At 67.7% G+C, this 21,512-nt stretch carries 20 protein-coding genes; 17 read left to right on the forward strand and 3 right to left on the reverse strand.

The annotated features are described in order from the left end of the window. Positions 1-40: 40 nt before the first annotated feature. The 7 genes from PXD02_RS11160 (at position 41) to PXD02_RS11190 (ending at position 7,775) form a co-directional block, all read left to right on the forward strand. On the forward strand, positions 41-3,007 hold the full coding sequence (locus PXD02_RS11160; protein WP_275103948.1) for a 2-oxoglutarate dehydrogenase E1 component: 2,967 nt from the start codon (positions 41-43) through the stop codon (positions 3,005-3,007). A gap of 4 nt (positions 3,008-3,011) precedes the next feature. Next, on the forward strand, positions 3,012-4,607 hold the full coding sequence (gene odhB, locus PXD02_RS11165) for a 2-oxoglutarate dehydrogenase complex dihydrolipoyllysine-residue succinyltransferase (protein WP_275103949.1): 1,596 nt from the start codon (positions 3,012-3,014) through the stop codon (positions 4,605-4,607). Positions 4,608-4,670: 63 nt separating this feature from the next. Continuing rightward, positions 4,671-4,925, forward strand: coding sequence for a hypothetical protein (locus PXD02_RS11170; RefSeq protein ID WP_275103950.1), 255 nt, complete (start codon positions 4,671-4,673; stop codon positions 4,923-4,925). Beyond that, positions 4,925-5,314 (forward strand): MAPEG family protein, encoded by a 390-nt coding sequence (locus tag PXD02_RS11175; RefSeq protein ID WP_275103951.1) that lies wholly within the window; start codon positions 4,925-4,927, stop codon positions 5,312-5,314. Before PXD02_RS11170 ends, PXD02_RS11175 begins: the two co-directional genes overlap by 1 nt. Before the next feature lie 53 nt (positions 5,315-5,367). After that, positions 5,368-6,762, forward strand: coding sequence for a dihydrolipoyl dehydrogenase (lpdA, locus tag PXD02_RS11180; protein WP_275103952.1), 1,395 nt, complete (start codon positions 5,368-5,370; stop codon positions 6,760-6,762). Positions 6,763-6,832: 70 nt separating this feature from the next. Continuing rightward, positions 6,833-7,297 (forward strand): lytic transglycosylase domain-containing protein, encoded by a 465-nt coding sequence (locus PXD02_RS11185; RefSeq protein ID WP_275106412.1) that lies wholly within the window; start codon positions 6,833-6,835, stop codon positions 7,295-7,297. Positions 7,298-7,451: 154 nt separating this feature from the next. Beyond that, positions 7,452-7,775: a hypothetical protein gene (locus PXD02_RS11190; protein ID WP_275103953.1), complete on the forward strand. Its 324-nt coding sequence runs from the start codon at positions 7,452-7,454 to the stop codon at positions 7,773-7,775. 49 nt (positions 7,776-7,824) lie between these two features. Here PXD02_RS11190 and PXD02_RS11195 read toward each other — a convergent pair whose 3' ends face one another. Beyond that, positions 7,825-9,027 (reverse strand): phosphoglycerate kinase, encoded by a 1,203-nt coding sequence (locus tag PXD02_RS11195; protein WP_275103954.1) that lies wholly within the window; start codon positions 9,025-9,027, stop codon positions 7,825-7,827. A gap of 162 nt (positions 9,028-9,189) precedes the next feature. Here PXD02_RS11195 and PXD02_RS11200 point away from each other — a divergent pair, with 162 nt between their 5' ends. The 7 genes from PXD02_RS11200 (at position 9,190) to glmM (ending at position 16,987) form a co-directional block, all read left to right on the forward strand. Continuing rightward, positions 9,190-9,696, forward strand: a complete 507-nt coding sequence (locus PXD02_RS11200; RefSeq protein WP_275103955.1) for a peptidylprolyl isomerase — start codon at positions 9,190-9,192, stop codon at positions 9,694-9,696. Continuing rightward, positions 9,689-10,279, forward strand: coding sequence for a peptidylprolyl isomerase (locus tag PXD02_RS11205; RefSeq protein WP_275103956.1), 591 nt, complete (start codon positions 9,689-9,691; stop codon positions 10,277-10,279). Before PXD02_RS11200 ends, PXD02_RS11205 begins: the two co-directional genes overlap by 8 nt. A gap of 78 nt (positions 10,280-10,357) precedes the next feature. Then, complete coding sequence (locus PXD02_RS11210; protein WP_275103957.1) at positions 10,358-12,901, forward strand: putative PEP-binding protein; 2,544 nt, start codon at positions 10,358-10,360, stop codon at positions 12,899-12,901. A 283-nt stretch (positions 12,902-13,184) separates the two neighbouring features. Beyond that, the gene (locus PXD02_RS11215) at positions 13,185-13,850 is read left to right on the forward strand and encodes a cell wall hydrolase (protein WP_275103958.1); all 666 of its coding nucleotides are present in this window, start codon (positions 13,185-13,187) and stop codon (positions 13,848-13,850) included. Between the two features lie 43 nt (positions 13,851-13,893). After that, on the forward strand, positions 13,894-14,670 hold the full coding sequence (locus tag PXD02_RS11220; protein WP_275103959.1) for a dihydroneopterin aldolase: 777 nt from the start codon (positions 13,894-13,896) through the stop codon (positions 14,668-14,670). Continuing rightward, positions 14,667-15,644 (forward strand): dihydropteroate synthase, encoded by a 978-nt coding sequence (gene folP, locus PXD02_RS11225; protein ID WP_275103960.1) that lies wholly within the window; start codon positions 14,667-14,669, stop codon positions 15,642-15,644. Before PXD02_RS11220 ends, folP begins: the two co-directional genes overlap by 4 nt. Next, positions 15,641-16,987, forward strand: coding sequence for a phosphoglucosamine mutase (glmM, locus tag PXD02_RS11230; protein WP_275103961.1), 1,347 nt, complete (start codon positions 15,641-15,643; stop codon positions 16,985-16,987). The genes folP and glmM overlap by 4 nt, the downstream gene beginning before the upstream one ends. A gap of 123 nt (positions 16,988-17,110) precedes the next feature. Here glmM and PXD02_RS11235 read toward each other — a convergent pair whose 3' ends face one another. Next, positions 17,111-18,238: an FAD-dependent oxidoreductase gene (locus PXD02_RS11235; RefSeq protein WP_275103962.1), complete on the reverse strand. Its 1,128-nt coding sequence runs from the start codon at positions 18,236-18,238 to the stop codon at positions 17,111-17,113. Between the two features lie 7 nt (positions 18,239-18,245). After that, positions 18,246-18,668, reverse strand: coding sequence for an RNA polymerase-binding protein DksA (dksA, locus tag PXD02_RS11240; protein WP_103171341.1), 423 nt, complete (start codon positions 18,666-18,668; stop codon positions 18,246-18,248). A gap of 162 nt (positions 18,669-18,830) precedes the next feature. Between dksA and PXD02_RS11245 the strand changes: the two genes are divergently transcribed. From PXD02_RS11245 to PXD02_RS11255, 3 genes are all read left to right on the forward strand, one after another. Further along, a complete protein-coding gene (locus tag PXD02_RS11245) occupies positions 18,831-19,670 on the forward strand; it encodes an AAA family ATPase (RefSeq protein WP_275103963.1) in 840 nt (279 codons plus the stop codon). Continuing rightward, a complete protein-coding gene (locus PXD02_RS11250) occupies positions 19,667-20,113 on the forward strand; it encodes a GNAT family N-acetyltransferase (RefSeq protein WP_275103964.1) in 447 nt (148 codons plus the stop codon). Before PXD02_RS11245 ends, PXD02_RS11250 begins: the two co-directional genes overlap by 4 nt. Positions 20,114-20,211: 98 nt before the next feature. Further along, entirely contained in the window at positions 20,212-21,492 is a 1,281-nt protein-coding gene (locus PXD02_RS11255) for an O-acetylhomoserine aminocarboxypropyltransferase/cysteine synthase family protein (protein ID WP_275103965.1), read from the forward strand. The last annotated feature ends 20 nt before the right edge of the window (positions 21,493-21,512 follow it).

Genomic DNA, 21,512 nt, shown 5'->3' on the forward strand with positions numbered 1-21,512 from the left:
CCCCACCCGTTCCCCCATTGCGTCAAGGACGCGAGATCAGATGACCGAACAGCCCAACAACGCCGATTTCCACGACTCGTCCTTCCTGCAAGGGCATAACGCCGCCTATATCGAACAGCTCTACGGCCAATGGGCGAAGACCCCCGGCGCCTTCGACGCGGCCTGGGACGCGTTCTTCCGCAGCCTGGGCGACGCCGGAGAGGATGCCGCGCGCGAGGCCAAGGGCGCCACCTGGAAGCGCGCCGACTGGCCGCCGCTGCCGTCGGACGAAAACACCGCCGCCCTGACCGGCGAATGGCCGATGGCGTCGAAAAGCGAAGCCACCGCCGCGATGAAGAAGATCGCCGCCAAGGCCGAGGAAAAGGGCGTCACCCTGACCGAGGATCAGATGCGCCAGGCGGTGCTGGATTCGATCCGCGCGCTGATGCTGATCCGCGCCTTCCGCATCCGCGGCCATCTGCACGCCAACCTGGATCCGCTGGGCCTGCGCGATGTCCCCGACCATGGCGAGCTGAAGCCCGAAACCTATGGCTTTGGCCCCGGCGACATGGACCGGCCGATCTTCATCGACAACGTGCTGGGGCTGGAAGTCGCCTCGATCCGCCAGATCACCGACCTGATGCAGCGGACCTATTGCGGCACCTTCGCGATCCAGTTCATGCATATCTCGAACCCCGAGGAAGCCGCCTGGCTGAAGGAACGGATCGAGGGTTACGGCAAGGAGATCCAGTTCACCCGCGAAGGCCGCCGCGCCATCCTGAACAAGCTGGTCGAGGCCGAGGGCTTCGAGAAGTTCCTGCATGTCAAGTACATGGGCACCAAGCGCTTCGGCCTTGACGGGGGCGAGGCTCTGATCCCGGCGATGGAACAGATGATCAAGCGCGGCGGCGCCCTGGGCGTGAAGGAAATCGTCGTCGGTATGCCGCACCGGGGCCGGTTGTCGGTGCTGGCCAACGTGATGTCGAAACCCTATCGCGCGATCTTCCACGAATTCCAGGGCGGCAGCTTCAAGCCCGAGGACGTGGACGGGTCGGGCGACGTGAAATATCACCTCGGCGCCTCCAGCGACCGGGAATTCGACGGCAACACCGTCCACCTGTCGCTGACCGCCAACCCCAGCCACCTGGAAGCCGTGAACCCGGTCGTGCTGGGCAAGGCGCGGGCCAAGGGCGACCAGCTGGGCGACACCTTCGACCGCAGCAATGTCCTGCCGATCCTGCTGCATGGCGACGCGGCCTTCGCGGGCCAGGGGGTCGTGGCGGAATGCCTGCAACTGTCGGGCATCAAGGGCCACCGCACCGGGGGCTGCATCCATATCGTCGTGAACAACCAGATCGGCTTCACCACCGCGCCGCATTTCAGCCGCACCTCGCCCTATCCGACCGACATCGCGCTGATGGTCGAGGCGCCGATCTTCCACGTCAACGGCGACGACCCGGAAGCCGTGGTCCATGCCGCCAAGGTCGCGACCGAGTTCCGGCAGAAGTTCCAGAAGGACGTGGTTCTGGACATCTTCTGCTATCGCCGCTTCGGTCACAACGAAGGCGACGAGCCGATGTTCACCAACCCGGCGATGTACACCCAGATCAAGGGCCACAAGACCACGCTGCAACTCTATACCGAACGGCTGGTCGCCGACGGGTTGATCCCCGAGGGCGAGATCGAGGACATGAAGGCGGCCTTCCAGGCCCATCTGAATGAGGAGTTCGAGGTCGGCAAGGCGTTCAAGCCGAACAAGGCCGACTGGCTGGACGGCAAATGGTCGGGCCTGGATCGCGAGGGCGCCGAATACGTGTCCGGCGAAACCGGGATCGAGCCGTCGACCATGGCCCAGATCGGCCGCGCGCTGACCACGGTCCCCGAGGGGCTGAGCCTGCACAAGACCGTGGGCCGGTTGCTGGAGGCCAAGCGCCAGATGTTCGAAACGGGCGAGGGCTTCGACTGGGCCACGGGCGAGGCCCTGGCCTTCGGATCGCTGCTGCTGGAAGGCAAGGGCGTGCGGCTGGCCGGTCAGGACAGCACCCGCGGCACCTTCAGCCAGCGGCATTCGGCCTTCATCGACCAGAAGACCGAGGATCGCTATTACCCGCTGAACCACATCGCCGACGGCCAGGCGCATTACGAGGTCATCGACTCGATGCTGTCGGAATACGCGGTGCTGGGGTTCGAATACGGCTATTCGCTGGCCGAACCGAACGCCCTGGTGATGTGGGAAGCGCAGTTCGGCGATTTCGCCAACGGCGCGCAGATCATGTTCGACCAGTTCATCTCCTCGGGCGAGAAGAAATGGCTGCGCATGTCGGGTCTGGTGATGCTGCTGCCGCACGGCTTCGAGGGCCAGGGGCCGGAGCATAGCTCGGCGCGTCTGGAACGGTTCCTGCAAATGTGCGCCGAGGATAACTGGATCGTCGCCAACTGCACGACTCCGGCCAACTATTTCCACATCCTGCGCCGCCAGATGCACCGCCGCTTCCGCAAGCCGCTGGTGCTGATGACGCCGAAATCGCTGCTGCGCCATCCCAAGGCCACCAGCCGGGCCGAGGATTTCCAGACCGGATCGACCTTCCACCGGGTGCTGTGGGACGACGCGCAGCGCGACAGTTCGGGCACGACGCTGGCGCCGGATCACCGCATCCGCCGCGTGGTGATCTGTTCGGGCAAGGTTTATTACGATCTGCTGAAGGCGCGCGACGAGGCCGGGATCGACGACATCTATCTGCTGCGGCTGGAACAGTTCTATCCCTTCCCGGCGCAGTCGATGGTCAAGGAACTGGCCCGCTTCAAGGATGCCGAGGTGATCTGGTGCCAGGAGGAACCCAAGAACCAGGGCGGCTGGAGCTTTGTCGAGCCTTACCTGGAATGGTCGCTGGACCGGCTGGGCGCGCGCCACAACCGCGCCCGCTATGTCGGCCGGAACGCCGCCGCATCGGTCGCCACGGGCCTGGGTTCGCGCCACAAGGCCGAACAGGAAGCCCTGGTGAACGAGGCGCTGTCGCTGGAAGGATGACCTGATGCCCACCCAAGTCCGCGTGCCCGCCCTGGGCGAATCCGTCACCGAGGCGACCGTCGCCACCTGGTTCAAGAAACCGGGCGACGCCGTCGCGGTGGACGAGATGCTGTGCGAGCTGGAAACCGACAAGGTGACGGTCGAGGTGCCCAGTCCCTCGGCAGGCATCCTGGCCGAAATCGTCGCGGCGGAAGGCGAAACCGTTGGTCCCGACGCGCTGCTGGCGCAGATCGACGAGGCCGGCGACCAGGCCGGCGGCGACGCGCCCCCGAAATCCCCCCAAGAACAACCGCAGGCCGAGACGGCCCGGAAGACCCCGGAAGGACAAGAGATGAGCGGCAAATCCGTGGATGTGATGGTCCCCGCGCTTGGCGAAAGCGTGACCGAGGCGACCGTGGCCACCTGGTTCAAGAAGGTCGGCGATACGGTCGCCGCCGACGAGATGCTGTGCGAACTGGAAACCGACAAGGTCTCGGTCGAGGTTCCCGCCCCCGCCGCGGGCGTGCTGGCGGAAATCCTGGCCGAGGAAGGCGCCACCGTCGACGCCAAGGCGCGGCTGGCGATCATCACCGAAGGCGCGGCGGGCGGTCGTTCCGCCGCAAAACCCAGCAGCGACAAGACCGGCGACAAGGTAGCGCCGGTCGGCTCGGCCTCGGGCGGCGAGGATGGGGCCACGGCGGGCGATGTCGGAAGTCCCGGCGCCGGGCCGGAGCAGCTGACGCCCCGCAGCGATGTCGAGGATGCGCCGTCCGCCAAGAAAGCCATGGCGGAAAAGGGCATCAGCCGCGAACAGGTGACGGGTTCGGGCCGCGACGGCCGCGTGATGAAGGAAGACGTGGCCAGGGCGCAGCCTGCTGCGAAGCCGTCCGCCCCCGCCGCCCCCCGCCCGGCCGAGGACGCCGCGCGCGAGGAACGCGTCAAGATGACCCGCCTGCGCCAGACCATCGCCCGGCGCCTGAAGGACGCGCAGAACACCGCCGCGATGCTGACCACCTATAATGAGGCCGACATGAGCGGCATCATGCAGCTTCGCAACGAATACAAGGACGCCTTCGAGAAGAAGCACAAGGTCAAGCTGGGCTTCATGTCCTTCTTCGTGAAGGCCTGCTGCCACGCCCTGAAGGAAGTCCCCGAGGTCAATGCCGAGATCGACGGCACCGACGTGGTCTACAAGAACTTCGTCAACATGGGCGTCGCCGTCGGCACGCCTTCGGGCCTGGTGGTGCCGGTCGTCCGCGACGCCGACCAGAAGGGCTTTGCCCAGATCGAGAAGGAAATCGCCGAACTGGGCGCCAAGGGCCGCGACGGCAAGCTGACCCTGGCCGAGATGCAGGGCGGCACCTTCACCATCTCGAACGGCGGGGTTTACGGCTCGCTGATGTCCTCGCCGATCCTGAACCCGCCGCAATCGGGGATCCTGGGGATGCACAAGATCCAGGACCGCCCGGTCGTGGTCGGCGGCCAGATCGTCATCCGCCCGATGATGTATCTGGCGCTGTCCTATGATCACCGGATCGTCGACGGCAAGGGCGCCGTGACCTTCCTGGTGCGCGTCAGGGAGGCGCTGGAGGATCCGCGCCGCCTGCTGATGGATCTGTAAGACCCTGTCACGACCACCGGCATTGCCGCAGACGCGGCAGTGCCCCCATTCAGGAGCCGAGCCATGCAACTGATCGCCCATTACAGCGTGAACGACTATCCCGCCTTCAAGCTGTCCTTCGACGCCGATGCCGAGGATCGCGGCAATAACGGCCTGACTCTGCTGCAATTGTGGCAAGAGAACAACGGCTCTGCCTGGGCGCTGTTCAGCGTCAGCGATGCCAAGGCCGCGCGCGCCTATCTGGACGGGGCGGCGACGGTCTTCAACAGTCAGGCCGGGGTCAGCGCCTTCAGCTATCACTTCGTCGAAACCGCCTGATGACCACCGAACTGACGGTGCTGGCCCTGGCGGGCCTGTTGCAGGCTGTCCAGTTCGCGGCCTTCTCGGTCGCGGCGAACAGGCAGGTCGGACCGAAGGTCGCGATGGGTCCGCGCGACGAGGCGCCGAAGCTGACCGGCACCGCAGGCCGCCTGCAACGCGCGCTGGCGAACCACTTCGAAGGGCTGGTCCTGTTCACGCTGGCCGTCGTCGTGGTGACACTGGGCGGGCAGGCCAGCGGCACGACGGCGGCCTGCGCCTGGATTTTTCTGCTGGCGCGGATCCTCTATGTTCCGGCCTATATCCTGGGCTGGGTGCCCTGGCGGTCGGTGATCTGGGGGGTGGGTTTCGCGGCGACGATGGTGATGATAATCGCCGCGCTGATCTGACCGCGCGGCATCGACGACGCCCCAGGGGCGCGAGGGACAAGAAGGAGCAAGCCATGTCCACCTATGATCTGATCGTGATCGGCGCCGGGCCGGGCGGCTATGTCTGCGCCATCCGCGCGGCGCAACTGGGCCTGAAGGTCGCCGTGGTCGAGGGCCGCGAGACGCTGGGCGGCACCTGCCTGAACGTCGGCTGCATCCCGTCCAAGGCGCTGCTTCACGCCAGCCACCTGCTGCACGAGACGCACGAGAATTTCGAGAAGATGGGCCTGATGGACGCCCATGTCACCGTCGATTGGCAGAAGATGCTGGGCTACAAGGCCGACACCGTCGCGGGCAACACCAGGGGCATCGAATTCCTGTTCAAGAAGAACAAGATCGACTGGCTGAAGGGCTGGGCGGTGATCGAGGCGGCGGGCAAGGTCAAGGTCGGCGACACCACCCATGAGGCGAAGAACATCGTCATCGCCAGCGGCTCGGTGCCCTCGGCGCTGAAGGGCGTGACGGTGGACAACGAGGCGGGCGTGGTGGTCGATTCGACCGGCGCGCTGGCGCTGCCGACGATCCCGAAATCCATGGTGGTGATCGGCGCGGGCGTGATCGGGCTGGAGCTGGGTTCGGTCTATGCCCGCCTGGGGGCCGAGGTGACCGTGGTCGAATACCTGGACGCCATCACCCCCGGCATGGACGGCGAGGTGCAGAAGCAGTTCCAGAAGATCCTGACCAAGCAGGGTCTGACATTCATCCTGGGCGCCGCCGTGTCGGGGGTCGAGGCCGCCGAGGGCGGGGCCAGGGTGGCCTATACCCTGCGCAAGGACGACAGCCAGCACAGCCTGGAGGCCGATGTGGTGCTGGTCGCGACCGGCCGCCGTCCCTATGTCGAGGGGCTGGGCCTGGACACGCTGGGCGTGGCCCTGACCGATCGCGGCTTCGTCAGGATCGACGATCACTGGCAGACCAGCGTGAAGGGCATCTATGCGATCGGCGACGCGGTGCCCGGCCCGATGCTGGCCCACAAGGCCGAGGATGAAGGCATGGCGGTGGCCGAGGTCATCGCGGGCAAGCACGGCCATGTGAACTATGCCGTGATCCCCGGCGTGATCTACACCACCCCCGAGGTCGCCAGCGTCGGCCTGACCGAGGAAGCCGCCAAGGCGGACGGGCGCAAGGTCAAGATCGGCAAGTTCCCCTTCATGGGCAATGCGCGGGCCAAGGCGATGATGCAGGCCGACGGCTTCGTCAAGCTGATCGCCGATGCCGAGACCGACCGGATCCTCGGCTGCCACATCATCGGTCCGAACGCCGGAGAGATGATCCACGAGGTCTGCGTGGCGATGGAATTCGGCGCCGCCGCCCAGGATTTGGCGCTGACCTGCCATGCGCATCCGACCACCTCGGAAGCGGTGCGGGAAGCGGCGCTGGCCTGCGGGGACGGCGCGATCCATGTCTGATCTTGCAAGGGGGGCGCCGCCCCCATCGACGCCGGCGCGTCTCACCCGCTGGGATATTTCCGCACAGAAGATGGGGCGGCGGGGGCTGATCCTGGCGACGCTGGCCCTGGCGGCCTGCGGCGGCGGGCGCGGGCAGCGGATGCCGGACGGCCTGGGCCGCAACGGGCTTTACCCGAACGAAACGCCGGAACTGCGGTCGCGCATCAATTACTGGTCGCGCCATTACGAGGTTCCCTCGGCCCTGGTGCAGCGGATCATCCTGCGCGAATCGCAGCACCGGCCCGGCGCGCGCAACGGTCCCTATTATGGGCTGATGCAGATCAACCCGCAGACGGCCCGCACCATGGGCCATCGCGGTTCCCCCGCCAGCCTGCTGGATGCGGACACCAACCTGCGCTATGGCGTCAGGTATCTGCGCGGCGCCTGGATGGTGGCGGATGGCAGCCCGGACAAGACGGTCATGTGGTATTCCCGCGGCTATTACCATGAAGCCAAGCGCAAGGGGCTGTTGAAGCAGACCGGCCTGAGGGGCTGACACCCTTGCCGTGCGGAACGAAGGGCGCCCTGGGGCGCCCTTTTCCATGGGCGGCATGGGATCGGTAAAACCTTAGGAAGTGGGGATTTGGCGCCGGCCGCAGGGTGGTTGAAGATAGGACGAAGGCATTGTTTCACATCAACCCGGAGGCATCATGCAGACCGGCATCTCCGTCGTCCACGTTACGCCTGTCACGCCGACGTCCACCGCCCCCACGTCCCTGATCCCCCAGGCGGCGCCCGTCTCGCTGTTCGAGGATGTCATCGAACGCATCACGCCGCCGCTGGAATTCCGGGTCTGGATGGAAAAGCTGAAGACCTATGCCGTGGCCGCGCGCGGCACCGAACCGGCCGACTCGCCGCCGGTCGGCGAGGCGGAACGGGCCGCGCCCGCGGCGCAACTCGTGGCAGAGGCAGCGCCGGTCCCAGGGGACGGCCCGGCCCCGGATGCGGCGGCGCGGACCCCGCAAAGCGGATGACGCCTGGGGGGTTCGCACGGCCCGGCACCGGGCCGCGCGCGTCATCGGATCAGTGTTTCGCGGCCTTCAGCGCCGCGACGCCGGGCAGTTCCTTGCCCTCCATCCATTCCAGGAAGGCGCCCCCGGCGGTCGAGATGAAGGTGAAGTCGCCCGCGACGCCCGCCTTGTTCAGCGCGGCGACGGTATCCCCGCCCCCGGCCACGGAAATCAGCTTGCCGTCGCGCGTCAGCGATGCCGCCGCCTGCGCCGCCGCATTGGTGGCGCGGTCGAACGGCTCGATCTCGAAGGCGCCCAGGGGACCGTTCCAGATCAGCGTCTTGCATTTGGCCATCGCGTCCCGAAGGGCCTCGACCGTGGCGGGACCGGCGTCCAGGATCATCGCGTCGGCCGGGCACTGATCGACCGGCAGAACCTGGGATTCCGCGCCCGCCTTGAAGTCGCGCGCCACAACGATGTCCAGCGGCAGGTGGATCACGCAGCCGCCCTGGTCGGCCTTGTCCAGGATCTGGCGCGCGGTGTCGGCCATGTCGCGTTCGGCCAGCGACTTGCCGACCTCGACCCCCTTGGCGGCCAGGAAGGTGTTGGCCATGCCGCCGCCGATCACCAGGTGATCCACCTTGTCGACCAGGTTCATCAGCAGGTCCAGCTTGGTCGAGACCTTGGCCCCCCCCACCACCGCCATCACCGGACGCTGCGGATTGCCAAGCGCCGCGTCCAGCGCCTTCAGTTCCGCCTCCATCAACCGCCCGGCGCCGGAGGGCAACAGCCGCGCCAGACCCTCGGTCGAGGCATGGGCGCGATGCGCGGCGGAAAAGGCGTCGTTCACGAACACCCCGCCAAGCGCCGCGATGGATGCCGCGAATGTCGGGTCGTTCTTTTCCTCGCCCTCATGAAAGCGGGTGTTTTCCAGCAGCGCCACATCGCCGGGCTTCAGGTCGGCCACCACGCGCTTGGCCGGGCCGCCGATGCAGTCGTCGGCGAAGGCGACCGGCTGGCCAAGCGCGGCTTCCAGCGCGGGGACGATCTGCTTCAGGCTCATGGCATCGACGCGCTTGCCCTTGGGGCGGTCGAAATGCGCCAGCAGCACCGGGATGCCGCCCCGCGCCTGGATGTCCTTGACCGTCGGCACGATCTTTTCGATCCGCGTCGCGTCGGTCACGCGGCCGTCTTCCACCGGCACGTTCACGTCCACGCGGGTCAGGACGACCTTGCCGTCCATGTCCAGATCGTCAATCGTCTTGAAATCGGCCATCGTGTCGTCCTTTCGGGCATTTGGGCTTGGATGGCTTGTCCCGCATGGACGCCCTGGCGTCAACTCTCGCGTAAGTATGATGCCGCCGTGAACGGGTTTGCGCGTTGCCCTTGGGGCGGCAAAGCCCTAGACCAAGGACCGAACGTGGCAAAGGAGGGCCGCATGGCCGAGATCACCGATCCCGAAAACACCATCATCATCCAGTTGAAGGACGGTCCCGTCGTCATCGAACTGCTGAGCGATGTGGCCCCGAAACATGCCGAACGCATGAAGGAACTGGCCCGCGCCGGGAAATACGACAACGTCGCCTTCCACCGCGTGATCGAGGGCTTCATGGCCCAGACCGGCGACGTGCAGCACGCCAACATGGAAAACAACTACAACCCCCGCCGGTCCGGCACCGGCGGTTCCGACCTGCCCGATCTTCCGGCGGAGTTTTCCAAGCTGCCTCATGATCGCGGCACCCTGGGCGCCGCGCGGTCGCAGAACCCCCACAGCGCCAACAGCCAGTTCTTCATCAACTTCAAGGACAACCATTTCCTGAACGGCCAGTATACCGTCTATGGCCGGGTCATTTCGGGGATGGAGCATGTGGACAGGATCGCGCGGGGCGAGCCGCCTGCGAACCCGGACCGCATGATCTCGGTCAAGGTGGCCGCCGATGCGTAAGGCCCTGATCCCCGCCCTGGTGCTGGCCGCGTCGGCGGCCCATGCCCAGGCCCCCGCGCATGAGGACGGCCCCGGCCCCAACATGGTGATCGAGGTCGCCGGCGCCGACGGCGCGCCCAAGGGCGCCATCACGCTGGATCTGCTGGCCGACAAGGCGCCGAACCATGTCGCCCGGCTGGTCGAGCTGGCGAAGGCCGGCGCCTATGACGGCGTGGTGTTCCACCGCGTGATCGACGGCTTCATGGTCCAGACCGGCGATGTCGAACATGGCAAGCAGGGCGGCGCCACTGTCAATATGGCGGGCACGGGCGGGTCGGACCTGCCGGATCTGGAGGCCGAGTTCAACGATGTCTCGTTCCAGGCGGGCACCGTCGGCATGGCCCGCGCTCAGGATCCGAACAGCGCCAACAGCCAGTTCTTCATCGACCTAGCGCCGGCGACCTTCCTGGACGGGCAATATACGGTGGTCGGCCAGCTGATCGAGGGCTGGGACGTCCTGAACCAGGTCAAGAAGGGCGACGCGAACGCGAATGGCGCGGTCGAAAGCCCCGATTACATGGCCAAGGTCACGATCGTCGAATAAGAGCGGAATGAAAGGGGGCTGCGGCCCCCTTTTTCGCGCTTGCGGCATTGGCTGCGCAGCGCCTATCTTGCGCGCGACATGGAACCGCGCAACCTTCCCGATGTGACGGAAATCACCCCCTCGGCCGGGGTCGAACGCGCCTGTCACGGCTGGCGGGCGAAATGCCTGCAACGGCTGGTCAGGATGCGGCTGCCGGTGCCGCGCAGCTTCGCCATCCCGTCGGAATCCGTGCAATCCATCGCCACCGGCAAGCGCGTCGATCTGGGCGCGCTGTCGGATCTATTCGCGGAAGGCGACGGGCTGGTCAGCGTCCGCCCCTCGGCGCTGATGCCGGAATGGGGCGGGCCGGGAACGATCCTGAACGTCGGCATCAACGACCAGACCCATGACCGCCTCGCCCGGCGCATCGGCAAGGAAAACGCCGACACGCTGTATCGCCGCTTCGTCCAGGGCTATGCCATCCACATCGCCCGGCTGGATCCCGACATGTTCGCCCAGGAGGGCGACGACGCCCTGGCCGAGGCGCTGCGCAGCTATCGCGAGGAAACCGACGAGGATTTCCCCCAGGATCCCGCCACTCAACTGGCCGAGGTTCTGCGGTCGATGGCCCGTGCCTGGGACGGCCCGACCGCGCGCCTGCTGCGCCAGGCCAAGGGCGCGCCCCCGGATGCGCCGCTGGGGCTGGTGGTGCAGCAGATGGCGCTTGGCCTGGGGCCGGGCCTCTGCGGGTCGGGCACCGTCCAGTTCGTCGATTCCGTCACCGGTACCCCCCGCATCACCGGCCGCTTCCGCCGTCAGCATCACGGCGGCACCCAGGGCGCCGACGCCCAGACCCAGTTCCTGACCCGCGACCCCCGCGGCCCCTCGCTGGAGGTCACCGCGCCCGGGGTCTTTGCCGACTTGATCCGCTTCGGCGTCGCCGCCCGCGAACGCCTGCGCGAGGAGATGCAGATCGAATTCGTGGTGGTCGACGGCCGGGTCTCGATCATCGACGCGACGCGGGTGCAGCGCAGTTCCCGGGCCGGGATCCGCATCGCGGTCGCCTTGGCGCGCGACGGCATCATCCCGGAATCCGAGGCGGTGATGCGCGTCGAACCCCGCGCGCTGGCCGACCTTCTGCACCGGCAGGTCGATCCGCGCGCCCCGCGCGAGGTGATCGCGCGCGGCATCAACGCCAGCCCCGGCGCCGCCACCGGCCGGATCGTCTTCACCGCCGCCGCCGCCCAGGCTTCTGCGGCGCGCGACGAGGCCTGCATCCTGGTCCGGCGCGAGACGGTCCCCGAGGATGTGCGCGGGATGCACGCATCCGTGGGGGTGCTGACCGAGCGCGGCGGCACGACCAGCCACGCGGCGGTGATCGCGCGCGGCATGGGCCTGCCCTGCATCGTCGGCGCCACGGGGATCAGCATCGACACGCGCCAGCGGACCCTGCGCGCGGGCGCCACCACCCTGCTGGAAGGCGATGAGATCACCATCGACGGCTCCAGCGGAGAGGTTCTGGCGGGCCGGGTTCCCCTGCTGGAACCGGCGCTTGACGACAATTTCACGCAGCTGCTGGATTGGGCCGACGCGGCGGGGGGCATCAGCGTGCGCGCCAATGCCGACACGCCCGAGGACGCCCGCACAGCGCGGCGCTTCAACGCGCAGGGCATCGGGCTGTGCCGGACCGAGCATATGTTCTTCGACGCCGACCGCCTGCCCGCCATGCGCGAGATGATCTTCGCCGACAAGCCCGAGGACCGGCGCCTTGCGCTGGACCGGATCCTGCCCATGCAGCGCCAAGATTTCACGGCATTGTTCGAGATCATGGCGGGCCTGCCCGTCACCATCCGCCTGTTCGACCCGCCGCTGCACGAATTCCTGCCCCATGACCGCGAGGGGCTGCGCGAACTGGCCGATTCGATGGACCTGCCGCTGTCCGACGTGACCCGCCGGGTCGAGGCGCTGTCGGAGTTCAACCCGATGCTGGGGATGCGCGGGGTCCGGCTGGGCATCACCGTCCCCGAGATCTATGACATGCAGGCCCGCGCCATCTTCGAGGCGACCGTGGAGACCAGCCGCAAGGGCGATCCGGTGGTGCCCGAAATCATGATCCCGCTGGTCAGCGCCATGCGAGAGGTCGAACTGGTCAAGAACCGCATCGACGCCGTCGCCGCCGAGGTCAGGAACGACCGCCGCGCCGATTTCGCCTATCGCCTGGGGGTGATGGTCGAAACGCCGCGCGCCTGCCTGCGGGCGGGCGATATCGCCGCGCATTCGGCCTTCCTGTCCTTCGGCACCAATGACCTGACGCAGATGACCTATGGCCTGTCGCGCGACGATGCCGGGCGGTTCATGGGCACCTATGTCGGCCAAGGCGTCTATGCCGAGGATCCGTTCCACTGCCTGGATCAGGACGGCGTGGGGGAATTGCTGCTGACCGGGGCGCAGCGCGCGCGCGCCCAGCATCCCGGCATCACCATCTCGGTCTGCGGGGAACATGGCGGCAATCCCGAATCCATCGGCTTCTGCCATGACGCGGGCTTCGACTATGTGTCCTGTTCGCCGTTCCGGGTGCCGGTGGCGCGCCTGGCGGCGGCCCAAGCGGCCCTGCGCGCAGGCCGGCGCGACACGGTGTCCTGACCGATTCGTGCCCCGATCGGGGATTTTTCGGCGGTGTGACAGGGCCTTAACAAACCCGCGATGGTTGTCTTCTTGCCGAAACTTGCCGGTTTCGCGTCGGCGGGTCGGCGAGATGCTGCCGGAAACGGCCTGTTTCGGCCTCTTCGGGCGTCTCACGAACAAGTTCCGTGGCGAGACCAATTCCTAAAACCGTAATCATTTCGCCAGCCGCCGCGCCGTCCTTCTGCTCGGGATCGCGGCGATCTTAACACCCTGTCCATTCGACACGGCTATAGGAATGAATATGGAAACGCTGCTTCAGCGGCTGGCGCCGTTTTGCCTGTGCGCCGCCGCCCTGACCTTCACGGCGACAGGCGCCATCGCGGGCAACGGATCGTTGTTCGCCTCCGATACCGGTCTGTTCGGCGCCGCGCCCAGGACGCAGGCCGCCCCGCGACCGACGCCGGTTCTATACACCGGCGATGAACCTGTGAAGGCCGAAACAGCCGTCGCCGACGACGAACCGCGGGCGCAACTGCTGCTGGCCAGCACCGGCAAGGCGACGCGGGGCCGGTTCGACGAACGCGATCTGAACTGCATGGCCGAGGCGATCTATCACGAGGCGCGGGGCGAAAGCGCCCAGGGCCAGGCCGCCGTGGCCGAGGTGATCCTGAACCGCGTCGAAAGCCGGCAATTCCCGTCCTCGGTCTGCGGGGTGGTGAACCAGCCCAGCCAGTTCAGCTATACCATCGGCGGGCGCAAGGCGATCGGCAACAAGGCCGCCTATCTGCGCGCCCGCGACATCGCCCGCCGCGCGCTGTCCGGGGCGCCACGCGTCCTGACCGGCGGGGCCACCTATTTCCACACGCCCTCCGTCCGCCCCGACTGGTCGCGCCGATTCCAGCGCACGGTGCGGATCGGGCAGCATATCTTCTATCGCCCCGGCGGCCAGCGCGTCGCGTCGAACTGACGCCGGGCTTGCCTGCCGTGCTGTTTTCCTGTGAATGGCAGGCATGAACCAGCCCGACCGCATCCACCTGCGCGACCATCTTGTCGAAGCCGAGATCGGCGCCTTCCAGTCCGAACGGGGCCGCACCCAGCGGCTGCGGTTTTCGCTGGCGGTCGACCTGCGCGATCCGGTCGATGCCGGGGACGATCATGTGGACCGGATCCTGTCCTATGACGTGCTGGTCCAGGCGGTCGAGGCCGCGCTTGCCGATCAGCGCTATAACCTGGTGGAAACCCTGGCCGAGCGCATCGCGGCCGAAGTTCTGGCCCATCCCCAGGCGGCCCGCATTACCGTGACCGTGGAAAAGCTGGATCGCGGGCCGGGCGCGCTTGGCATCACCATCGCGCGCGAGGCAGGCCGGATGCCGGTCGCCCGGCAGGTGCTGCCGGTGCGGATCGTCGTCGGACAGCCCGCCGCCCTGCCGCCGGGCGCGGTGATCGTGATCCCCGATGCGCCTGCCCCCCTGCCCAGCGGCGGCGATCCCCGGCGCATCGCCCTGCTGGGATTCGACCAAGCGGCCTGGATCCTTTCCGCCCGGATGGGGATCGAGGTCGCGGAGACCCGCACCGAACTGGACGCCGCGATCCGCGCGCAATCCCCGGTGGTCTGGGCGCCCGCAAGGCTGGCGGTCGAGGCGCCCTCGGTCGCGCCCCAGGCCGGGCCCCTCGCCTTCTGGCTGGCCGCGCGCCTGTCCGCCACCCGCGTCGATATCGCATCCGACGCGCCCCTGCCCGACGCGCCCGACGGCATGGCCCTGGGCCGGATCGCGGGCGCGGCATGAGCGTCTATGGCCGCCCCATCCCCCTGCCCCATGGCCGCCACCGGCTGGCGGGCGGCTGGACGCGGTTTTCGCAGGTCGAGATCCTGGAACGCGGCCATCCCCCCCGGATAAGCGACGACATTCCGGCCGACCTGCTGGACCGGTTGACCGCGCCGCGTCCCGCCCTTGCGGGCTTGCCTTTGGACGCGCCGCGCGTGATGGGCATCGTCAACGCGACGCCCGACAGCTTTTCGGACGGCGGGCGGTATGACGCCGCCAGCCACGGCGCGGATCTGATCCGGGACGGCGCCGACATCCTCGACATCGGCGGAGAATCGACCCGCCCCGGCGCGGCCGAGGTGCCGGTGGCCGAGGAAACCGCCCGCATCGTTCCGGCGATCCGCGCCCTGTGCCATGCCCCCGTCTCGGTCGACACGCGCAAGGCCGCCGTCGCCCGCGCCGCGCTGGAGGCCGGCGCGGCGATGGTCAACGACGTGTCGGGCTTCGATTTCGATGCGGCCCTTGCGCCCTTGGTCGCCGACGCCGGGGTGCCGGTCTGCCTGATGCACGCGCAGGGCCTGCCCGCGACGATGCAGGACGATCCGCGCTATGACGACGTGCTGCTGGATGTCTATGACGCGCTGGATGCGCGGATCCGGCGGGCCGAGGCGGCGGGCATTCCCCGCACGCGGATCGTGGTGGATCCCGGCATCGGCTTCGGCAAGACGCAGGCGCACAATCTGGCGATCCTGCGGCGGATTTCCCTTTATCACGGGCTTGGCTGCGCGATCCTTCTGGGCGTTTCGCGCAAGGGCTTCATCGGCGCCATCGGCGGCGCGGACGATCCGGCTGACCGGTCGCCCGGCACGCTTGCGGTAACGCTTGCAGCCGTCGCGCAGGGGGTGCAGATTCACCGCGTCCATGACGTGCGCGGTCTGGTTCAAGGGTTGCGGCTGTGGCAGGCCGTTCACGACAACGAGAAGGCAGAGAGATGAGCAGAGGCTTGTTCGGGACAGACGGCGTGCGCGGTCGCGCCAACACCCATCCCATGACCGCCGAGATGGCGTTGCGCCTGGGCGCGGCGGCGGGGCGGCATTTCCGCCGCGCGGGCGACGACAGCGCGCATCGCGTGGTGATCGGCAAGGATACGCGCCTGTCGGGATACATGCTGGAAAACGCGCTGACCGCCGGGCTGACCAGCACCGGCATGAACGTGCTGCTGCTGGGTCCGGTGCCGACCCCAGCCGTGGGGTTCCTCACCCGGTCGATGCGGGCGGATGTGGGCATCATGATCTCGGCCAGCCACAACCCGGCCGAGGATAACGGCATCAAGTTCTTCGGTCCCGACGGCTTCAAGCTGTCGGACGAGGCCGAGGCCGCCATCGAGGCCATCGTCGCGGGCGACATCACCCCCGCCCAGCCCGCCAATATCGGCCGCGCCAAGCGGATCGAGGACGGGCGCGGCCGCTATGTCGAATATGCCAAGACCACCTTTCCGGCGGGACGGCGGCTGGACGGGCTACGCGTCGTGATCGACTGTGCCAACGGCGCGGCCTATCGCGCCGCCCCGGACGTGCTGTGGGAACTGGGCGCCGAGGTGATCCCGATCGGCGTGGACCCCGACGGGCGCAACATCAACGCAGGCGTGGGGTCCACCCACCCCGAGACCTGCGCGCAGGCGGTGCTGGCGCATGACGCGCATCTGGGCATCAGCCTGGACGGCGACGCCGACCGGGTGATCATCATCGACGAGAAGGGCCGGGTGGCCGACGGCGACCAGATCATGGCGCTGATGGCGGCCCGCTGGGCGCACCAGGGGCGGCTGCGGGGCGATGCCCTGGTCGCCACCGTGATGTCGAACCTGGGGCTGGAACATTTCTTGTCGGGGCACGGCCTGCGGCTGGAACGCACCAAGGTCGGCGACCGCTATGTGGTCGAACGGATGCGCGAGGGCGGCTTCAACCTGGGCGGCGAACAGTCGGGCCATATCGTGATGACCGATTATGCCACGACCGGCGACGGGCTGATCGCGGCGATGCAGTTCTTGGCCGCCATGGCCGAGACCGGGGACAGCGCCAGCACCCTTGCCGCGCAGTTCGACCCGGTGCCGCAGATGCTGAAGAACGTCCGCTATGCCGCGGGCGCCGACCCGCTGTCCGCGGTCGAGGTGCGCGCGGTCATCGCCGATGCCGAGGCGCGGCTGGCGGGCACGGGCCGCGTGCTGATTCGCAAGTCGGGGACCGAGCCGCTGATCCGCGTCATGGCCGAAGCCGAGAACGAGGCGGTTCTGCGCGAGGTCGTGGACGGAATCGTCGCGGCGGTGGAAAAGGCAGCCTGAAGCCGGGGGACTTCACCTCCCCCGCTCGGGCCTGCCGGCCCCTTCCTTGCTGAAAAAGGTCCACTGGACCTTTTTCCGGGCGCTCCGAAGCCCTGGGGGATATTCTCCAAGGCAAAGAGCCGATCAGGGCGCTTCCATGACCGGATCGAAGTCATAGATCCAGTCGAAGCGGGACAGGATCGCATCGGGCGCGATCATCCCCCCCAGGCGCAGCGCGGCATGGGCGGCAAGGCGTTTCGGACCCGTCAGGTGATAGTTGCGGGCATTGGCATTCGCGGCCTCGACGATGCGGGTCGTGCGCGGCTTGCGCAGGGTTTCATAGCGGGACAGCGCGGCGGCCTGATCGGGCGTGGCGTCCAGGCAGGCGGCCAGGGTCCAGGCGTCCTCCATCGCCATGCAGCCGCCTTGCGCCATGAAGGGCAGCGTCGGGTGGGCGGCGTCGCCCAGGATCGCCATGCGGCCGTCCTGCCAGCGGGCCGCGACCTCGTGGCGGAACAGGCCCCAGACATGGACGGCATCGACCCGCGCCAGCCAGCCGGGCACCGGGCCGCCGAAACCGGCGAAGGCCGCGCGCAGGTTCGCGGGATCGTCGGGATGCGACCAGCCCTCGTCCCGCCAGTCGCGGGTTTCCAGAACGGCGACGATATTGCGCAGCCCGCCCGACAGCGGATAGCTGACCAGATGGCGGCCCGGCCCCATGAAGACCTGCGCCTCGGGCGTGTCGTCCTCATCGGGGATGACGGCGCGCCAGGCGGTCTGGCCGGTGAAGAACGGCACCTCGCGCCCGTTGAGCGCCGCGCGGATGCGGCTGTGCAGCCCGTCGGCGCCGATCAGCAGCGGGGCGTCGGGCAGGGTTTCGACCGTCTGGTCCAGCCGGATCGTCACGCCCTGTTCGCGGGCGGATTGTTCCAGAACCTCGATCAGGCGGGCGCGGTGGATCAGCCGGAAGGGCGCGCCGGGCCGGTGGCGGGCCAGATCCAGCCGCACGACCTGGGCGCCCGAAGCCTCGCGCAGCACCACGGCGCGGCTGGGCAGGGACACCGCGTCAAGCGCGGGCAGCAGGCCAAGCGCATCCATGACGCGCAGCGCGTTGGGGGACAGTTGCAGACCCGCGCCGACCTCGGCGATGGCGGGGGCGCGTTCCAGGACGGTGACCCTGGCGCCGCGCTGGCGCAGGGCGATGGCGGCCGTCAGACCCGCGACGCCGCCGCCGACGATGGTGACAGGCCGTGCGTTGAGGGCGCCGCCCATGGCCGCGTCAGTCGTCGCGATGGACGCGTTCGCGGCGTTCGTGGCGTTCCTGGGCTTCCAGCGTCATGGTGGCGATGGGCCGCGCATCCAGGCGTTTCAGGCTGATCGGCTCCCCGGTCATCTCGCAATAGCCGTATTCGCCCGTCTCGATCCGGCGCAGCGCCGCGTCGATCTTGCTGACCAGCTTGCGCTGGCGGTCGCGGGTGCGCAGTTCCAGCGCGCGGTCGGTTTCCTCGGACGCGCGGTCGGCCAGGTCGGGCACGGCGCGGGCGCTGTCCTGCAAGCCTTCCAGCGTCTCGGCGGATTGATCCAGCAATTCCTGTTTCCAGGCTTCCAGCTTGCGCCGGAAATATTCAAGCTGCCGGTCGTTCATGAACGGCTCATCCTCGGCGGGACGATAGTCCTGGGGAAGGAAGGTCTGGGCTTTCATAAATCCTCTCCGGCGGCGCCGGGCTGGACTGCGAACCGGCACCTTGCGCGCCCCCTTAAAGTATGACGTGCTGCTTGTCACTAGGCGAAACGAACAGGAACGGATGACAGGCAGAACCATGCATTGTTTGCCTTCAAGTATCTCAGCCGAAAGGAGAGTTTGATGCAGTTCACCGGCACCGGCCGATATGTCGCCCCGCCCGACCTGGCGATTGCCGTCAATGCCGCCGTGACGCTGGAACGTCCGCTGCTGGTCAAGGGGGAACCGGGAACCGGCAAGACCGAACTGGCCCGGCAGGTGGCCGACAGCCTGGGCCTGCCGATCATCGAATGGCACGTCAAATCAACGACCAGGGCGCAACAGGGGTTGTATGAATACGACGCCGTGTCGCGGCTGCGCGACAGCCAGTTGGGCGATGCGCGGGTCCATGATGTCGGCAATTACATCCGCCGGGGCAAGCTGTGGCAGGCCTTCGCCGCGCCGCAAAAGGTGGTCCTGCTGATCGACGAGATCGACAAGGCCGACATCGAGTTCCCCAATGACCTGTTGCAGGAACTCGACCGGATGGAGTTTCACGTTTACGAGACGGGCGAGACGATCCGCGCCGCGCACCGGCCGGTGGTCATCATCACCTCGAACAACGAAAAGGAATTGCCGGACGCCTTCCTGCGGCGCTGTTTCTTCCATTACATCCGCTTTCCCGACGCGGATACGCTGCGCGCCATCGTCGACGTGCATTATCCCGGCCTGAAACGCGCCCTGCTGGACCAGGCGCTGACGCAGTTCTTCGATCTGCGCGAGACGCCGGGGCTGAAGAAGAAGCCCTCGACCAGCGAATTGCTGGACTGGCTGAAGCTGATCCTGGCCGAGGATCTGGCGCCCGAGGATCTGAAGCGCGATCCCCATACCATGCTGCCCCGCCTGCATGGCGCGCTGCTGAAGAACGAACAGGACGTGGCGCTGTTCGAGAAGCTGGCCTTCATGGCGCGGAGGCAGCGATGATCGTCCGCCCGCTGCGCCCCGCCGACAAGGACCAGTGGCAGGCGCTGTATGACGCCTATCACAGCTTCTATGACCGGCCCGGCCTGCCGCAGGATTTCTTCGACGCGGCCTTCGCGCGGCTGACGACGGGGGGGGATCCGGGCGAGTTGCACTGCCTAGTGGCCGATGACGGCGGCGCGCTGCTGGGCCTGACGCATTATGTCTTTCATCCGCATATGTGGTTCCCCGAGGGCACCTGTTATCTGCAAGACCTGTTCACCGCCGATGGCGCGCGGGGGCGCGGCGTGGGCCGGGCGTTGATCGAGGGCGTCTATGCCGCCGCCGATGCGGCGGGCCGTCCGCGCGTCTATTGGCTGACGCAGGAATTCAACCATGCGGGGCGGATGCTCTATGACCGGGTGGGGGTGCGGACGCCCTTCATCCGTTATAACCGGCCGCTGTAGGACGCGTCGGTCGGGCCGCACCGGCAAAAGAGATGTCTTTGCCGTTGCTTGGCTTGGCCCCGTCAGCCTAGGCTCTGCCCGACCAGGAGGAGGGCCAGATGACTCAGGGCTTTGACACGACAGCGATCCACGCGGGCACGGCACCCGATCCGGCGACAGGCGCGCGGCAGGTGCCGATCTATCAGACCACGTCCTATGTCTTCAAGGACGCCGACCATGCCGCGCGCCTGTTCGGGCTGCAAGAGGTCGGATACATCTATTCCCGCCTGACCAACCCGACGGTGGGCGCCTTGCAGAACCGCATCGCGGCGCTTGAAGGGGGCGCGGGCGCGGTCTGCTGTTCGTCGGGCCATGCGGCGCAGATCATGGCGCTGTTCCCGCTGATGGGTCCGGGGCTGAACATCATCGCCTCGACACGGCTTTACGGCGGCACCGTCACGCAGTTCAGCCAGACCATCAAGCGGTTCGGCTGGTCGGCGAAGTTCGTCGATTTCGACGACCTCGAGGCCCTGCGCGCCGCCATCGACGGCGACACCCGCGCGATCTTCTGCGAATCGATCAGCAATCCCGGCGGCTATGTCACCGACATCCCGGCGGTGGCCGAGATCGCCAATGCCGCTGGCATCCCGCTGATCGTGGACAACACGCTGGCGACGCCATACCTGTGCAAGCCCATCGACCAGGGCGCCACCCTGGTCGTCCACAGCCTGACCAAATACATGACCGGCAACGGCACGGTCACCGGCGGCGTGGTGGTGGACAGCGGCAGCTTCGACTGGTCGGCCTCGGGCAAGTTTCCCAGCCTGTCGGATCCCGAACCCGCCTATCACGGCCTGAAATTCCACGAGACCTTCGGTCCGGCAGCCTTCACCTTCCACTCCATCGCCATCGGCCTGCGCGACCTTGGCATGACCATGAACCCGCAGGGCGCCCATTATACCCTGATGGGGATCGAGACGCTGGGCCTGCGCATGGCCCGCCATGTGGAAAACGCCCGAGTGGTCGCGGAATGGCTGGAGAACGACCCGCGCGTGACGGCGGTGACCTATGCGGGGCTGACGTCCTCGCCCTGGAACGCGACGGCGAAGCGGCTGTATCCCAAGGGCGCGGGGGCGCTGTTCACCTTTGCGGTCAAGGGCGGCTATGACGCGGCGGTCAAGATGGTCGGCGCGCTGAAGCTGTTCAGCCATGTCGCCAACCTGGGCGATGCGCGGTCGCTGGTGATCCATTCGGCCTCGACCACCCACCGCCAGCTGACCGAGGATCAGCAGCGCGCCGCAGGGGCCGCGCCCGACCTGCTGCGCCTGTCCATCGGCATCGAGGATCCGGCCGACCTGATCGCCGACCTGGATCAGGCCCTGGCGGCGGCGGTCGCATAGGAAAAGGGGGCCGAAGCCCC

The organism is Paracoccus sp. S3-43 (genome assembly GCF_029027965.1).
Taxonomy (GTDB): Bacteria; Pseudomonadota; Alphaproteobacteria; order Rhodobacterales; family Rhodobacteraceae; genus Paracoccus.

Coding starts and splice junctions, on each gene's coding strand:
- PXD02_RS11160 (WP_275103948.1), top strand. CDS start 41: ATGACCGAACAGCCCAACAACGCCGATTTCCACGACTCGTCCTTCCTG.
- odhB (WP_275103949.1), top strand. CDS start 3,012: ATGCCCACCCAAGTCCGCGTGCCCGCCCTGGGCGAATCCGTCACCGAG.
- PXD02_RS11170 (WP_275103950.1), top strand. CDS start 4,671: ATGCAACTGATCGCCCATTACAGCGTGAACGACTATCCCGCCTTCAAG.
- PXD02_RS11175 (WP_275103951.1), top strand. CDS start 4,925: ATGACCACCGAACTGACGGTGCTGGCCCTGGCGGGCCTGTTGCAGGCT.
- lpdA (WP_275103952.1), top strand. CDS start 5,368: ATGTCCACCTATGATCTGATCGTGATCGGCGCCGGGCCGGGCGGCTAT.
- PXD02_RS11185 (WP_275106412.1), top strand. CDS start 6,833: ATGGGGCGGCGGGGGCTGATCCTGGCGACGCTGGCCCTGGCGGCCTGC.
- PXD02_RS11190 (WP_275103953.1), top strand. CDS start 7,452: ATGCAGACCGGCATCTCCGTCGTCCACGTTACGCCTGTCACGCCGACG.
- PXD02_RS11195 (WP_275103954.1), bottom strand. CDS start 9,027: ATGGCCGATTTCAAGACGATTGACGATCTGGACATGGACGGCAAGGTC.
- PXD02_RS11200 (WP_275103955.1), top strand. CDS start 9,190: ATGGCCGAGATCACCGATCCCGAAAACACCATCATCATCCAGTTGAAG.
- PXD02_RS11205 (WP_275103956.1), top strand. CDS start 9,689: ATGCGTAAGGCCCTGATCCCCGCCCTGGTGCTGGCCGCGTCGGCGGCC.
- PXD02_RS11210 (WP_275103957.1), top strand. CDS start 10,358: ATGGAACCGCGCAACCTTCCCGATGTGACGGAAATCACCCCCTCGGCC.
- PXD02_RS11215 (WP_275103958.1), top strand. CDS start 13,185: ATGGAAACGCTGCTTCAGCGGCTGGCGCCGTTTTGCCTGTGCGCCGCC.
- PXD02_RS11220 (WP_275103959.1), top strand. CDS start 13,894: ATGAACCAGCCCGACCGCATCCACCTGCGCGACCATCTTGTCGAAGCC.
- folP (WP_275103960.1), top strand. CDS start 14,667: ATGAGCGTCTATGGCCGCCCCATCCCCCTGCCCCATGGCCGCCACCGG.
- glmM (WP_275103961.1), top strand. CDS start 15,641: ATGAGCAGAGGCTTGTTCGGGACAGACGGCGTGCGCGGTCGCGCCAAC.
- PXD02_RS11235 (WP_275103962.1), bottom strand. CDS start 18,238: ATGGGCGGCGCCCTCAACGCACGGCCTGTCACCATCGTCGGCGGCGGC.
- dksA (WP_103171341.1), bottom strand. CDS start 18,668: ATGAAAGCCCAGACCTTCCTTCCCCAGGACTATCGTCCCGCCGAGGAT.
- PXD02_RS11245 (WP_275103963.1), top strand. CDS start 18,831: ATGCAGTTCACCGGCACCGGCCGATATGTCGCCCCGCCCGACCTGGCG.
- PXD02_RS11250 (WP_275103964.1), top strand. CDS start 19,667: ATGATCGTCCGCCCGCTGCGCCCCGCCGACAAGGACCAGTGGCAGGCG.
- PXD02_RS11255 (WP_275103965.1), top strand. CDS start 20,212: ATGACTCAGGGCTTTGACACGACAGCGATCCACGCGGGCACGGCACCC.